Annotated in this window: 12 protein-coding genes; 3 read left to right on the forward strand and 9 right to left on the reverse strand. The window is 72.2% G+C overall.

Features of this window, described 5'->3' with window-relative positions; all coding sequences use genetic code 11:
- Positions 1–170 precede the first annotated feature (170 nt).
- Positions 171–1400 carry an NADP-dependent isocitrate dehydrogenase gene (locus HJ588_RS12465; protein ID WP_171156052.1) on the forward strand — a complete coding sequence of 410 codons (1230 nt, stop codon included), beginning with the start codon at positions 171–173 and terminating at the stop codon, positions 1398–1400.
- On the opposite strand, the gene HJ588_RS12470 is transcribed toward HJ588_RS12465, so the two are convergent.
- The 4 genes from HJ588_RS12470 to HJ588_RS12485 are packed head-to-tail and all read right to left on the reverse strand — an operon-like array spanning position 1385 to position 6838.
- A complete protein-coding gene (locus HJ588_RS12470; RefSeq protein ID WP_171156054.1) occupies positions 1385–2518 on the reverse strand; it encodes a glycosyltransferase in 1134 nt (377 codons plus the stop codon). The genes HJ588_RS12465 and HJ588_RS12470 overlap by 16 nt on opposite strands.
- Entirely contained in the window at positions 2518–3531 is a 1014-nt protein-coding gene (locus HJ588_RS12475) for a glycosyltransferase (protein WP_171156056.1), read from the reverse strand. Before HJ588_RS12475 ends, HJ588_RS12470 begins: the two co-directional genes overlap by 1 nt.
- A gap of 2 nt (positions 3532–3533) precedes the next feature.
- On the reverse strand, positions 3534–4868 hold the full coding sequence (locus tag HJ588_RS12480) for an O-antigen ligase family protein (RefSeq protein ID WP_171156059.1): 1335 nt from the start codon (positions 4866–4868) through the stop codon (positions 3534–3536).
- Positions 4865–6838, reverse strand: a complete 1974-nt coding sequence (locus HJ588_RS12485) for a glycosyltransferase (RefSeq protein WP_343036703.1) — start codon at positions 6836–6838, stop codon at positions 4865–4867. Before HJ588_RS12485 ends, HJ588_RS12480 begins: the two co-directional genes overlap by 4 nt.
- Before the next feature lie 144 nt (positions 6839–6982).
- On the opposite strand from HJ588_RS12485, the gene HJ588_RS12490 reads away from it, so the two are divergent.
- Positions 6983–8416: a tyrosine-protein kinase domain-containing protein gene (locus tag HJ588_RS12490; protein ID WP_171156061.1), complete on the forward strand. Its 1434-nt coding sequence runs from the start codon at positions 6983–6985 to the stop codon at positions 8414–8416.
- Here HJ588_RS12490 and HJ588_RS12495 read toward each other — a convergent pair.
- Positions 8390–8761 (reverse strand): hypothetical protein, encoded by a 372-nt coding sequence (locus HJ588_RS12495; RefSeq protein ID WP_171156063.1) that lies wholly within the window; start codon positions 8759–8761, stop codon positions 8390–8392. The genes HJ588_RS12490 and HJ588_RS12495 overlap by 27 nt on opposite strands.
- Positions 8758–9606: a nucleotidyltransferase family protein gene (locus tag HJ588_RS12500; RefSeq protein ID WP_171156065.1), complete on the reverse strand. Its 849-nt coding sequence runs from the start codon at positions 9604–9606 to the stop codon at positions 8758–8760. The genes HJ588_RS12495 and HJ588_RS12500 overlap by 4 nt, the downstream gene beginning before the upstream one ends.
- Before the next feature lie 89 nt (positions 9607–9695).
- On the opposite strand from HJ588_RS12500, the gene HJ588_RS12505 reads away from it, so the two are divergent.
- Positions 9696–10271: an arsenate reductase/protein-tyrosine-phosphatase family protein gene (locus HJ588_RS12505; RefSeq protein WP_171156067.1), complete on the forward strand. Its 576-nt coding sequence runs from the start codon at positions 9696–9698 to the stop codon at positions 10269–10271.
- Here the strand turns inward: HJ588_RS12505 and HJ588_RS12510 are convergent, their stop codons facing one another.
- From HJ588_RS12510 to HJ588_RS12520, 3 genes are read right to left on the reverse strand one after another with little or no spacing between them, the layout of a single operon-like run.
- Complete coding sequence (locus tag HJ588_RS12510) at positions 10272–11348, reverse strand: glycosyltransferase WbsX family protein (RefSeq protein WP_171156069.1); 1077 nt, start codon at positions 11346–11348, stop codon at positions 10272–10274.
- Positions 11345–12415 (reverse strand): glycosyltransferase family 4 protein, encoded by a 1071-nt coding sequence (locus HJ588_RS12515; protein ID WP_171156071.1) that lies wholly within the window; start codon positions 12413–12415, stop codon positions 11345–11347. Before HJ588_RS12515 ends, HJ588_RS12510 begins: the two co-directional genes overlap by 4 nt.
- The gene (locus HJ588_RS12520) at positions 12412–13962 is read right to left on the reverse strand and encodes a lipopolysaccharide biosynthesis protein (protein WP_171156073.1); all 1551 of its coding nucleotides are present in this window, start codon (positions 13960–13962) and stop codon (positions 12412–12414) included. The genes HJ588_RS12515 and HJ588_RS12520 overlap by 4 nt, the downstream gene beginning before the upstream one ends.
- Between the last annotated feature and the right edge of the window lie 53 nt (positions 13963–14015).

The raw sequence follows: 14015 nt of genomic DNA on the forward strand, positions 1-14015 counted from the left end.
GGTCCGCCGGCCGCCCTGCGGCGCTCGGCCGCCCCGGCCCGGGGGGTTCGAGGGCCGGCGAGTCTGCCGGATAACCTGGAGCCCGCGCGCCACCGCGCGCCCGCCGCCCGGTCGGTGCCCTCGCCCGCTCGGACCGCGACCCCCGCTTTAGCAAGGAGCCCAGGCAGGTCATGGAGAAGATCAAGGTCAAGAATCCCGTCGTCGAACTCGATGGCGACGAGATGACGCGGATCATCTGGCAGTTCATCAAGGACCGGCTGATCCACCCCTACCTCGACATCGACCTGAAGTACTACGACCTGGGCATCGAGAACCGCGACGTCACCGACGACCAGGTGACCGTCGACGCGGCCAACGCGATCAAGGAGCACGGCGTCGGCGTCAAGTGCGCCACGATCACCCCGGACGAGGCGCGCGTCGAGGAGTTCGGCCTCAAGGAGATGTGGAAGAGCCCCAACGGCACGATCCGCAACATCCTCGGCGGCGTGATCTTCCGCGAGCCGATCATCATCTCCAACGTGCCGCGTCTCGTGCCGGGCTGGACCAAGCCGATCATCATCGGCCGCCACGCGCACGCCGACCAGTACAAGTCGCAGAACTTCAAGGTGCCCGGCGCCGGCAAGGTGAAGATCACCTATGAACCCGCCGACGGCAGTGAGCCGCTGGAGCTCGAGGTGGCCGAGTACGGCGACGACGGTGGCGTCGCGATGGGCATGTACAACTACAACAAGTCGATCGAGGACTTCGCCCGCGCCTCGCTCAACTACGCCCTGCAGCGCAAGGTGCCCTGCTATCTGTCGACCAAGAACACCATCCTCAAGGCCTACGACGGCCAGTTCAAGGACATCTTCCAGCGCATCTACGAGGACGAGTTCAAGGCCGACTTCGACGCGGCCGGGATCACCTACGAGCACCGGCTCATCGATGACATGGTCGCCTCCGCGCTGAAGTGGGAGGGCGGTTACGTCTGGGCCTGCAAGAATTACGACGGTGACGTCCAGTCCGACACGGTCGCACAGGGATTCGGCTCCCTCGGCCTCATGACCTCGGTGCTGATGACCCCCGACGGCAAGACCGTCGAGGCCGAGGCGGCGCACGGCACGGTCACCCGCCACTACCGCCAGCACCAGCAGGGCAAGGCGACCTCGACCAACCCGATCGCCTCGATCTTCGCCTGGACCCGTGGCCTGGCCCACCGCGGCAAGCTGGACAACACCCCCGAGGTCACCCAGTTCGCCGAGACCCTCGAGCGGGTCTGCATCGAGACCGTCGAGTCGGGTCAGATGACCAAGGACCTCGCGCTGCTCGTCGGCCCCGACCAGCCGTTCCTCACCACCGAGCAGTTCCTCGACGCGATCGACCAGAACCTGCAGAAGGCGGTCGGTCAGCCCGCGGCCTGAGCCTGCCCCACGCGCTCGAGCAGAGCCCTGACCTGACGCACCCGGTCCGCCCAGTCGACGCCCGTCGGCCGGTGGGCCGGGCGCGGCGTTTTGTGTTCCTCCACGGCACGCCGCACCGCGGCCGGGAACGCCGCACGGTCGGCGATCGTCGCGGCCGGACTGTCGACGAAACCGGCCACGGCGGTGGAGACCACCGGCCGGCCCGCGGCTTCGTACTCATATCGCTTGATCGGGTCGAGGGAGTCGGTGAACTCGTCGACGACATGGGGCACCAGCAGCACGTCGGCGTGCAGCAGGTAAGCGGGCACCTCCGACGCCGCACGTGCCCCGAGTATGACGACGCCCGCGTCCGCCAGGCTCGCGCGAGATGCCGGGTCCAGCGCGTCCGGCCCGAGCAGCACAACCGTTGCGGCGCCTACGAGTTCGGCGGCGGTCGCCCGGACGAGCCCGACGTCGAGCCGGTCGGTGTGCAACGTCCCGGCATACAGCGCGACCGGTCCGGCGGGCAGGTCGCCGGGCCGGGGGAGACCCGCGGCATACGCGGAGAGATCGGCGGCGTTGGGCACGAGCTCGACCCGCCGGCCCTGCCCCTTCACGCGGCGCAGCCCGGGCGAACAGACGACCACCTCGGCAGCTTCGGTGAGCAGGATGTGCTCGTGCGCCGCCAGCCGGGCGATCTCCCGCGACGGCCGCCGCGCGGCGAGCCAGTCGTCGGTGATGTCGTAGAGCGCCGGCCAGCTCGTCCGGGAGAGCACCGCGGCCCCCGCGGGGTCGTTGACCCACAGGAGCGGTGCGGAGAAGCCGAGTCGGTCGGCGGCCCGGACGACCTGGGCCGCCCAGCGCCGGTCCCAGGACGGATCGATCCGGCGGGGCAGCCACTTGGTGGGTCCGAGCAGCCAAAGCCGTTGCCAATGCTGCGAATCCGTGGGCCGGGCACGACGCAGACCCGGCCCCGGTCGCGGTCGTGAGCGGCGTCGTGCGGCATGGATCGGGTCGTGCGCGGGCTCCACGAACAGCACGCGGAGGCCCGGGTGGAGGTCGAGCAGGCCGTCGACCAGGTGCTGATTGCGGCGGCGGACCTGGTCCCAGGGTTCGAGGGAGATCACCACCAGGTCCATCAGGCGACCCCGGCGTAGATCTCGCTGACCCGGCGCGCCATGTGCTCGGTCGTGAAGCGCGCCCGTTGCGCGAGCCGTAGGGCCCGACCGACCTCCTCGCGTCGTGCCCGATCCCGCGCGAGCCCGGCGAGCAGGGCCGCCGCCGCGCGGTGGTCGCCGGGGGCGAACAACAGCTCGGGGGTGACCGACCCGACCGTCTCGCGATGGGCTCCGCCGTCCGCGGCGATCACCGGCAGGCCGGACGCCATCGCCTCCAGGACGGTCAGCCCGAACGCCTCCAGGCGGCTCGGCGCGAGCAACGCCGACGACCCCCGCATCAGCTCCGGCCCGTCGAGCCGAAAACCGAGGAACCGCACCGCATCCGACACTCCGAGCTCGGCAACCAGCCTGCGCAGCGCGGGCCCCTCGGCGCCGTCGCCGGCCACGTCGAGGCACCAGCCCTGCTCTCGCAGGCCGGACGCGGCGAAGGCACGGATCGCCACGCCGGTCTCCTTCTCCGCCTCGAAGCGCTGCATCACCAGCAGCCGCCTGCCCGTGGGATGGGGATGGTCCGGCCGGGCGTCGACACCCGGGTGCACGACCTGCGCCGCGACACCGATGTGTGCCGCGACATAGGCACTCACCGCGATCTGGGCCGCAAGGAGCCGGTCCATCCCGCGCAGCACCAGACTGCGCGCCGACGACTGCCCGCGGCGCCGCGCGAAGTGGCGGGTCGCGACCACCGGCACGAGCGCGGGCGACCGGGGGAGGAGGGCAGCGGTCTCCGAAGCGGTCATGTGAGCACCGACGACGTCCGGTCTCGGCAGCGCTCGTAGCACCCGCCAGCTGTCGACGATGCTGCCGGCAGCCACGAAGCCGGCCCGGCCCTCCGCGAGACGCGGTGCCATGATCTCCGCGGCCCCGCCGACCACGACGACCTCGTGGCCGAGAGCGACCTGCCCGGTGGCGAGCCGGGCGACATACTGCTCGACCCCGGCGAACCGGCCGGAGGTGACGACGTGGACGATGCGCACGATCAGGCACCCGCCGGCACGGTCCGGCGATCGGCCGCCGCACGTTCGGGACCCTCGGTGTTCGGCAGCAGCCGCTGCTCGGCGTTGGCCTCCGCGCCCAGGGCGATGCCGGCGATGAGAAACGGCACCGAGGACAGCGGCGACACCCAGAAGATGTCGAACTGGGTGGCGGCGAACCGGTTGGCGAGCACGGCCAGCGCGACGGTGCCGAACAGCGGGTTCATCCGGGTGACGGTGCGCAAGGTGCCGCCGACCCAGATCAGGAAGCAGATCAGGCCGAGCGCGCCGACCGAGCTCAGCACTTCCAGCTCGGCGTTGGGCGGCTGGAACTTCGGGTAGCGGTCGGTGTACCACCAGCGCAGCCCGGCACCGAACCACGGATTGGCCACCCAGACGTCGAGGGCTCCCTGATACCAGTGCAGTCGCTGGTTCGCGGAGTTGAACTCGTTGGTCGAGGTCAGCTGGTCGCGCACGAGCACACTCAGCACGGCCACCGCGGGCACCGCCGCGAGCACGATGAGCTGCGAGCGCCGCACGTGCTGCCCGCGGCGGAAGACCAGGATGAGCAGCCCGACCGCGAGGCCGACGACCGCCTGCCGCGACTGGCTCGCGCCGATCGCTGCGACATACAGCCAGAAGCAGGCGATCGCCGCCGACTCCGGCAGCTTCAGCCAGGGCGGGCGGGCGTAGGCCACCACCGCGAGCATGGACAGCACCGGACCGCTGAAGTTCTTGTTCATCGGCAGCGGCGCGCCGGTGTAGATCGGCCCGAAGTCGCCGCGCGAGTAGTTGACCAGCGCGCTGCCGATCACGAAGAGCGCGAGCAGCACGCCCGTGCCGAGGAGGAGTTTCGCCGCCATCGCCGCGCGCCCGTGGCGGCCAAGCACCCAGCCGACGAGCAGCGCCCCGGACACGAGCATCCAGGAGTGGAACCACTCGACGAGGTTGGCCGGGTAGGGGTTGGCGACCACGGTGAGCGACGCGGCGGCCTGGTAGAGCGCGGACAGCCAGAGCAGCGACCGCATGGGTGGGGTGAGCGGGCGCGCGCCGGCGACGAACGCCGGTGCGACACACAGACCGAGCGCGAGGTCCGAGGCGGTCAGGCTGGTGTCGGGGCCGCCGACGCGGGACACCAGCAGGAAGAGTGGCGTGCAGATCAGGCACATCAGCGCCGGGTCGGTCAGGCCGAGGGTGAAGACGACCGAGGCGACCACGATCGCGACGATCACGACCTGGTGGGTCGGCAGGAAGTGGCCGACCGCGAGCGCGACGACGACCAGGGCGAGGGCGCCGAGCAGGTGCAGGGCGTTGCGCGCGACCGTCTGCCAGATGGTCATGCGGCATCCCGCTCGAGGTAGCGACGTTCGTGCCGGATCGGACCGGCGGCGAGCCGGCGTGCCCGGTCGACGAACTCCGCCCGCCGGCCCGGTATGACGCAGGCCCGCACCACGGCACCGGAGAAGCCGGCCGCCCGCGCCACCTGCCAGCCGGCGGCGCCGAAGTGCTTGCGCAGAAAGCGCTCCTGTCCGGCCGCGAAGTGCGCCTCGCGGCGCTGCGGGTCGGTGCTGGTCGCGGCGCCGAAGTGGGTGGCGGTCACGTCCGCGCTGACGCCGTGACGCCACCCCAGCTGGACGGCGCGCCGGGCCCAGTCGGTCTCCTCGGCGTAGAGGAAGAAGGAGTCGTCGAAGCCGCCGACCGCGAGGAGCGCCTCCGCGCGAAGCAGCAGCACCGAGCCGATCGCGAAACGGTCGCGACGCAGCCGCCCCAGGCCGAGCGCCTCGACCCAGGCACCGGCCGGTGTCGGCCAGGGCCAGCCGACGCGGGCGTGGTCGCCGGACGCGTCGACCTGTCGCGCGCCGAGACTGGCCAGGCCGGGGTCGGCGCGCAGCTGCTCCTGCAGACGCAGGGCGCCGGCGGTGTCGAGGCGGGCGTCCGGATTGAGCAGGAGCACGTCGGCGCGGTCCGGGACCGTCGCGAGGCCCCGGTTGACGCCACCGGCGAAGCCGAGGTTGGCGCCGGGATCGAGGTAGGTCGCGCCGGCGGCGGTCGCGACCTCGCGCACCGCAGCGTCGGAGGAGTTGTCCACCACCACGACCGGGAGGCCACTGACGCCGCGCAGGCAGGGCTCGAGCAGGTCGGCCGCCCGGTAGGCGACGACGATCACGTGCAGCGGCCGGGCCGGCTCGGCAGCGAGTGGGCCGGCAGCCGGATTGCGTTGTGCGACAGCGTCATACAGCTGCGCGAAGCGTGCGCCGACCGCGCTCCAGCTCCACCGCGGCGCACGCTCCAGCGACCGGTCGCGCAGCCGCGCTCGCAGGTCCGGGTCGGTGCCGACCCGCAGCAGCGCCGCCCGCAGTGCGTCCGGGTCGCCCTCGGGTACGAGCAGCCCGGCGTCGCCGACGACGTCCGGCAGCGCGCCGCTGTCGCTCGCCACCACCGGCGTGCCGCACGCCATCGCCTCGGTCGCCACCCGGCCGAACTGCTCCACCCAGCGCGGGGTGGTGCGGGACGGCACCGCGAGCACGTCCAGCGAGCGATAGAAGTCCGGCAGGTCCTCGTGCGGGACGGTGCCGAGGAAGCGCACCCGGTCACCCGATGCGCGGGCAGCGGCCCGCAACTGCGCGTCCGTGGTCCCGGACCCGGCGATGTCCAGGTGCAGCCGCGGGTCCCCGGCGACTGCGTCGAGCAGCACGTCCACGCCCTTGTGCGACTCGAGCCGGCCGGCATACCCGACCCGGATCCGGTCGGGGTCGGTCGTGGCGGTAGGGGTCGGCGTGCCCGGCGTGAATGTCCTCTCGTCGAGGCCGAGCGGGATCACCCGCGCCCGGCCGGGGAAGCCGCGCCGCTCGCACCGGCGCGCGGCCGCGACGTTGCAGGTCTGCACCGCGGCTGCGTGACGCAGCGCCCACTGCTCCAGCCACCGGAACGGCGGCGGATAGCGCTTGTCCAGGTTCTGCGCCGAATAGAGGATGTATGGCGCAGGTCGCCGACGCAGCAGCCGTAGGGCGAGGACCTGCGCGGTCGCGAGCGCGAAGGGCTCCTCGTGCAGGTCGAGCACGTCGTGGCGCCGGCCGAGCAGTCGCCAGAGGGCGATCGGCTGGTAGACGAACAGCGCGGGGTGCCGGCCGAAGGTGCGCACCCCCACCACATCCTCGCCCGGCCGTGGTCGCAGGGGCACGTCGCGACCGGCCTCGTCCCACACCTGCGCGGTGACCGAGGTGACCTCGTGCCCGAGCGCGCGGGCGACCCGCTCCCGCTCCCGCCAGGCGTCGACGACGCCGCTGTGGCTGATGCGAAGTACGCGCACTGGCAGGCAGGTCTTCCGGTCTCGTCGGGCGGTCTTGGGGTCAAGGATGCACGGGCCGAAGTGTATTGGGCGAAGCGGTCCGTGGCCCGCCATGTGTCAGACTAGGCCCCGGATCGCACGCCGACAGATTGAGGACGCCAGCCGATGACCCTGCGCGAGTTCTTCGCGATCCTGCGCGCGCGATGGAAGATCATCCTCGTCGTCACCGTGCTGGTCGCGGCCGCTGCTGCCGCGGCGTCGTTCGCGCAGCCGAAGGTCTATCAGGCATCGACCTCGGTCTATCTCACCGCGCAGTCCGCTGGGCAGGGCGCGATCGCCCGGCAGGACCTGCTGACCTACACCCAGGTCATCGACTCGCCGGAGGTGACGGGCCCGCTCCGGCAGGACGCCGGGGTGTCGCCGTCGACACCGATCGGGGTCAAGGCGAGCGTGTCGGCCAGTTCTAACGTGCTCAACATCACCGCCACCGCACCGACCGGGGCGCAGGCGGCCGCGGTCGCCAATGCGACCGGTCCGGCCCTGGCCAAGGTCGCCCCGAAGTTCAGCTCGCTGCTCGCCGGCAGCAACTCCACGGTCACCTCCCAGACCATCACCCCGGCGACGGCGCCCGGGTCACCGACGTCGCCCAAGACCGCGCGCAACATCGCGCTCGGGCTGTTGCTGGGCCTGTTGCTGGGCTGCAGCGCGGCCCTGCTGCGCCACGCGTTCGACACCCGCATCCGCTCGGTCGAGGATCTGCAGGGGCTGTCCGACCGACCCGTGCTCGGCGAACTCCCGCTCGGCGCGCACGGTCTCGAGCCCGACAGCCTGGTGGAGGAGCCGGTCGGTGCCGCGATCGAGGCGACCCGGCGGCTGCGCACCAACGTGCGCTTCGCGAGCGTCACCACCGGCAAGCACGCGATCGTCGTCACCTCGCCGGCGCCGGGTGACGGCAAGACGACGACGGCGGTCGCGCTCGCCCTCGCGATGGCCCGCGACGGCGCCGACGTGCTGCTGGTCGACTGCGATCTGCGGCGGCCCAACATCGCCTCGGTGCTGGGGCTGGAGGGCGGCGTCGGCCTCACGACGGTGCTGCTCGGCAACGCATCGACCGAGGAGGTCACCCAGCGCTGGCACGACACCACGCTCGACGTGCTGCCGGCGGGGGAGCTGCCGCCCAACCCGACCGAGTTGCTCGGCTCGGAGCCCATGCAGCAGACCTACGACCAGCTGATCAAGCGCTACGACTTCGTGGTGATCGACAGCCCGCCGTTGCTGCCGGTGATCGACGCGGTGCTGCTGGAACGCCTGGCCGGCAACCTGCTGATGGTGGTGGCGGCCGACCGCACCACCCGCCGCGACGTGCACGCCGCCACGCGGGTGCTGGAGACCGCCGGTGCGCAGCCGTCCGGCTTCGCGCTCAACTTCGTGGCCAAGTCCGGCACCACCGGCCGCTACGGCTACTCCTACTCGTATGGCGACAACCCCCGCGCGTCCACCACGCGGCTGCGCCGGCGCGGCAAGTCCGGCGCACGGGCCGCCCAGCTCGCTCCGGCGAAGCAGAGCAAGGGCTCACGCTTCGCCCGGCGCGGCCGCTGACCGTTGCCCTGACCGCTCGTGCCCTGGCTGAGTCTGCACCGATTGACTCTGCTCTGACTGACTCTGCACCGATTGCTCCTGCAGGTAGCCGTCGCGCAGCAACTGCGCGACGAACTGCTCGGTGGCGTCGGCGACGACCGCGAGCGGTCGCCCGCTGACCGCGCTCACCCGCAGCGTGAGCTCGTCGTCGACGGTCTGCAGCGCGCATTCGAGGATGATCGCCGCCTCGACGGGCAGCATCATGATCGGCCCGGTGCGCAGGTCGGCGAGCCAGCCCGCGGCCGGCGACGTCGACGGGTCGGGGACGTAGCCGACGTGCGGTGCCAGCCGGTAGCGCGCCGTCATGACCGCAGCTCGTCGCGCACCGCGCGGGCGAAGCGGCCGACGAAGTCGCGGGCGAGCTCGACCCGGGACGGCGGGTGACCGAGACGCACCCGCAGGCTCTGCGGGTTGACCAGGACCGAGCGCACCGCGGTGCGTGCGCCGGTGCGCAGGTCGGGTGCGGCCCGCACCCGGGCGACCCACTCCTCACGGCGGCTGCCGCCCTCGGACATGACCTGCCAGATCGCGTGCTGCGGGTGGTCGCGGTGCCGGTCGAAGTCGCCGGTGACGATCGAGAACGCGACCTGGCCGCCCAGCCGGTCGGCGCGGGCGAGCAGGACGCTGCGCAGCTGAGGGGTGGCCTGCTGCCAGGCCTGCGCGACGTCGGGATGGTCGGCGTCGGCTCCGTCGCGGACTGCGTTGATGCTGAGGATGATTCGCTGGTCCGGCAGGCTCGGCGTCGCGCAGCTGATCGCGCAGATCGTCACCTGCTGACGGTCGTGCCAGAGCGTCTCGAACACCTCGGCCGGGTCGCGGGCGAAACCGGGCCAGCTGCGGTGCACGTCGAGGTAGCCCCAGGTCTCGTGCCGCAGCGTCGCGGCGTGCTCGAAGGACGAGCCGTGCGCGAAGTCGGTCTCCAGCTCCCAGCCGTCCTCGACGAGGCGCTCCAGGTAGCCGTCCACCTGATCGGGGTGCACCAGCACGTCCCCGTCGGTCGACATGCGGGGCTCGCCGTCGTGCCACAGCCGCCGGTCGGTCGCCGCTCCCTTCAGGTGGAGCAGCCGCACACCGGCCTCGTCGGCGATGCGTTGCGCGACACCGTGCCCGAACTGCACCACGACCTGCACGGGCACAATGGGGTCGCTCATGGCGTCATCGTATGTCGTCGCCCGCGCCCGGCCGGGCAGCGCGAGCAGCACCACGAGCAGGGCGAGCAGGACGAGCAGGAGGAGTCGGTATGACGATGGCGGTTGCGCAGGTGCTGGTCGTCTGCACCGGCAACGTCTGCCGCTCGCCGGCGGCGGCCGCGTTGCTCGCCGCACACCTCGGGCGCCAGGGCTGCGACGGTGGGACGTCGGTGCGCAGCGCCGGCACGGCCGCACTCACCGGCGCGCCGATGACCGAGGACATGTCGCGGCTGGTGGCGGCGGCCGGTGCGAGCACGCAGCATGCGGGGCGACAGCTCGACCGCGACCTGGTGGCGAGCGCCGACCTCGTCCTGACGGCGACCACGGCACATCGCTCGGAGGTGGTCCGGCTGGTGCCGGGTGCGGTGCGACGGACCTTCACTCTGCGTGAGTTTGCCCGACTGACAATGGATTTCGTCGACGTCGCGGCCCCGTCGACCGGGATGGCTGCGGGCCGCGTGAGCACGTTGGCGGCATACGCGCAGGGCAGGAGGCGTCCGGTGCCGGGCGCCGACGACATCGCCGACCCGTTCGGTGGCACGTCCGACGACTACGAGGCGGCCTTCGCCGCGATCAGCGACGCGGTCGGCGTGATCGCGGCGCGGCTGCTCGGCGCGAGCGGCTGATCAGCCCGGGCGCAGCACCGACCGGGTCGCCTCCAGCCAGGCCCGGCCGTGCACGGTGTCGGGTTCGAGGTGGTTGCCCTCGGCCCACTCGTTCCACGACTTGATCCAGACCAGGCGCTCCTGCGCCGGGCGGTCGCGCACCGCGTCGACCGCGGCGCGCAGGTTGCTGGCATAGCCGTCCGGGTCGGCGCCGGTGAGCACCAGCCCGGCGCGCTTCGCCCGCGGCGTGTTGTCCCAGTTGGGATAGACGCACGGCTGGGTGAAGCCGTCGCCGCTCATCGCCTCCACCGCGTGCTCGTCGTAGGGATAGATCTCCGGGCCACCGCCGAAAGCCTTGCGGCGCAATCGCATTCGCGCCTTGGTGCCGCGCGTCATGCGGGCTGGCAGCCGCATCCGCACAGCCGCGTCGAAGCCGTCGGCTGCCGCGGTGCGGTAGCGGCCGCCGGCGCCCAGCAGGTCGGAGACCTCCGCGACCAGGTAGAGGCCGGGCAGCCCCGCGGCCCGCGCGAAACCCTGCCAGCGGTCGACGAACGCGGCCCCCGACGGCAGCTCCTCGGGCCGGAAGACGTAGAACACCGGGCGCCCGTCGACCCGCAGGTAGCGCTCGTCGCGCAGCGCGGGCAGCACGGTCGCGAAGTGCCGGGCGTCGTCCTCGGCGCCGAGATAGCGCTGCTCGCGCAGCACCCGGTCCGGGGCGCCGTGCCAGGTGCCGGTCCAGCTCTGGTTGGCCCACGCGAGACAGAAGCCGATGTCCGGCGCGCCCGACGCGACGACCTCCTCGACGACCCGCTCCAGGATCCGGACGCCGTCGCCGAACCAGTAGTGCCAGTAGGCAAATGCCTCGATGCCGTGCTCGAGCGCGAGCGCGCTCTGGCGCTCCCGGGTCTCGGGCACCCGCAGGTCGTAGAAGCCGAGTTCGCCGGGCAGCAGCGGCTGACGATGCCCGGGGAAGAGCCGGCGGGCGGCGGCGACGTTGCTCCATTCGGTGAAGCCCGGTCCCCACCACGCGTCGTTCTCCGGGATCGGGAAGAACTGCGGCAGGTAGAAGGCGACGGCCCGTGCGGCGTAATCGGTCAACGGACCCGGTTTCCCTTCGGTCGAGGTAGGCGAGCAGCACGGTAGAGCACTTCGTAGGCGTCGAGCACGGTGTCCATCGCGAAGTCGCGACTGCGCTCGAGCGCGGCTGCCGTCATACGGTCGCGCAGCGGGGTGTCGGTGAGCACCGCGACCAGCGCCTCGCCCAAGTCGTCGAGGCCGGCCAGGGTGCCCGAGCGACCGTCCTCGGTGACGTAGCGGGCGCCCACGTTGGGCGTCGCGACGACCGGCGTGCCGCTGGCCATCGCCTCGGCATAGGGGATGCCGAAACCCTCGTAGGACGAGGGCAGGCAGAAGACCCAGGCGCTCGCGTATGCCGCGGCCAGTTCCTCGTCGGTCAGCCGGCCAAGCACCCGAACGCCCTCGGGCAGGTTGTCCGGCGCGTCCTGCGCGACGAGCAGCAACTCGGCGTTCGGCACCGCCGGCCGGATCTGTTCGGCGAAGATGCGGGTCAGCTCGGCGCCGCGCTTGCGGCCCCGCCACGTCCCCACGAAGAGGATCGTCGGGTGCGCGCTCTTTGCTGCTGCGTCCGGCCGGAAGCGTTCAGTGTCAACGCCGTTCGGGATGACGTCCCGCACCCAGGGCGTCCACCTGCGGGTGTGCGGCGAGACCACGACGGTGCGGTCGGCGACGACGCTGGCGAGGAGTTCGGTGCCGCCGAGCAGCAGCATCCGCAGCTTCTCCTTGAGGCCGGGCACGTGCCGGGCCTCCTCGAAACACGAGCCGTGCAGGGTGCGCACGTGCGAGGCCGTGCGCCGGCGCCACATCCAGTAGTCGTCACCGTGCGCGTGCAGCACGTCATACGAGGAGAAGTCGACGCGACGCAGGCGCGTTGCGAACCGGAAGGTGCGCAGCGCCCCGCGCAGCCGGATGTGCTGGTGGTGGTAACGGGCGCCCTCGACCGGCGGGCACTCGCTGAGCACGGTGACGTCGTGGCCGCGGTCGGTGAGCGCGGTGGCCAGCGCGTGCACCTGGTAGCCGACGCCGATCTTGCTGCTACTCGGCAGGTAGTAGGAGATCATCGCGATGCGCAGCGGCGGGCGGGTCATCGCGGTGCCACCAGCAGGCCAGTCAGCCGGCGTGCGATCGAGTTCGCGCGGTCCGGCACGTGCCGCAGCAGCACCTGCCGGTCGTCCGCGCCGAGCCCGGCACGCAGCAGGTGCACGGCGACCGGGCACACCGCGGCACCGACCACCGCGCTGGCGATGGCGACCAGCCACGGCGCAGCGGGCAGCGTGCCGGCCGCCCACCAGATCAGCGGCACGGCCACGACCGGGGCGAGCAGGTAGCGAACGGCACCGAGCGCCTGCCGGCCGGACAGCCCGAGCCCGGGCAGCTCGACACGCAGCAGCAGGGCCGTGCGCAGGAGCACGGCGGCGGATGCGGCGATCACCGCACCCCAGGCGCCGTATGCCGGGATCAGCGCGACCGACAACGCCAGATCGACCACGAGCGCGACCAGGCTCAGCCAGAACTGCTCCGTGGCGTGGCCGCGGGCCAGCGAGAAGGCGGTGAGCGGGCCGGCGATCACCGCGACCGTGCTGCTCAGCGAGAGCGCGACGAAGATCGGCGCGGCGTCCGCGAAGTCCGAGCCGTAGATGGTCGGGATCAGCACCGCGATCGGCGCCGCCGCGATCAGGCAGAGCACGGCACTGGCGGTACTGGTGACGCGCAACACCCGCAGGAGTGCCGCACCCATGCGCTGGGGAGCGACCGTCCGCAGACCGGCGAGGGCGGGCAGCAGCGGGCCGGTGAGCGCGTTGGCGGGCGCGTACATCTGACCGGCGATGCCGAAGGCGAGCGCGAAGACACCGACCGCGACCGGCGTCGACAACCACTCCAGCAGAAGCACCTCGCTGCGTGAGGTGACCAGTCCGGCGACGAGACCGGCGGCAGCGGTCGGCAGCGCGAAGTGCCAATAACCATCAGGGAATCCGACCGGCAGGCGAGGTCGCCATACGGCATGGCGATAGCGGGGGGCGACGAAGACGACGGCGAGCACGGGCACGAGTGCGGTGATCGCGGCGCGGACGATCCAGGTCAGGTCGGCGTCGCGGGTCACCGCGGCGCACAGCACGACCCCGATCTGCGCAAGCAGGTTGACGCCGAGGACGACCTTGGCCTCGGTCGCGGTCTTGTTCTCCAGCGTCAGGCAGTCGCTGAGCCCCGCGGCGGCCGACGGCACCCATACCGCGAAGACGAGCGCGCCCGCCATGGCCCAGCCGTCGAGGTCGATGGCCAGCAGCATGAAGACCGAGAGGACCGGCGCGGTGACGAGCAGGCGGAAGCCCTGCGTCCGGGTGAGCAGGGCCTGCACCCGCTCGACGTCTCCGGCGGCATGGGCGCGTGCGCCGAACTGCACCATCGCTGACGTGGTGCCGAGGTCGACGAGGGAGACCACGAGTGACAGGGCCGCGGTCAGGTAGGCCAGCCGCGCATAACCGGGCACGGCGAGCAGGTGGGCGAGCACGACGTTGACGACGGTCGCGACCGGCACCCCGACGAACGTGTTGAGCATCGTCCAGGAGACGCCGGCCACCGCTCCACGCTGGAGGTCCGCGCCGTCGACGGCGGGTGGCTCCGAGGGAAGGCTCATGGCTCGTTTCCGGGTTACGGCTGGAGGGGCGCGGCCATCTTCGCATCGGCACC

This window comes from Flexivirga aerilata (assembly GCF_013002715.1).
GTDB lineage: Bacteria > Actinomycetota > Actinomycetes > Actinomycetales > Dermatophilaceae > Flexivirga > Flexivirga aerilata.